Origin of the sequence: Roseburia sp. OF03-24 (assembly GCF_003463035.1) — a bacterium.
Lineage (GTDB): Bacteria > Bacillota > Clostridia > Lachnospirales > Lachnospiraceae > Roseburia > Roseburia rectibacter.
Window position 1 is genome coordinate 1 of sequence record NZ_QSCK01000093.1, and the last position, 703, is coordinate 703.

The window sequence follows — 703 nt, forward strand, 5'->3', positions numbered from 1 at the left end:
GTTTTGGTATCTCCACTCTCCGTACTGGCTGAGGTTTATACTTTCTTGTCCTCAGCTGCTCCTTAATGATTTCGCCGTTCTTTGCAAGATGTTCCTTAAGTTCTGTGCACTTCATTCCGTCCACTCCCTCTGCACCTTTGTTTCGTACGACCTGCAGATATGCTCTGTTGAGGTTATCGCTAGATAATATCTGCTCCATTAGACTACTTGTGTCCATGCGTTCTTTCCTTTCCGTCTCGCTTGATTTGACCATCTTTTACCCGATTGGTTACGGCAGATGTTATCTCTTCTGCAATACGAGACATACTCAAACTTATTGATTGTTCGCCCCTTTGCTCCATCTCTATTACAGAGACTTCTTCACTACTATGGGCTCGGCTGACTTCTCACAGTTCGTTGTTACTAGGCTAATGAAACCCCTGTGAGACCTCCACGCTTAAGGTGCACGCTCTTTCCTCTCATCTATCCGCCACATTTACTCGTACTTCCAGCAACTTTAGGACTTCATCTCTTTTGGCAGACTTATCCGTATTTCCGAGCCTTATATGTGATTTCTGTCCGTCGGACCAAGAGTTTGCTTACAGCTTCCTTCAGATTCCACCTCACGATGGACACCCTTGCTGTTCTGCTATACACTTCCTCGTTGCCTAGGCGTGTTCGGGACTTTCACCCATTAGAGCGCGCCCATGGCGCGCAAACCAAA

General features: G+C 46.7%; 1 pseudogene. It reads right to left on the reverse strand.

Annotated elements, in window-relative coordinates:
* A pseudogene (locus tag DXA60_RS19025) lies at positions 1-217 on the reverse strand (group II intron reverse transcriptase/maturase); the annotation flags it as partial.
* Positions 218-703: the final 486 nt, after the last annotated feature.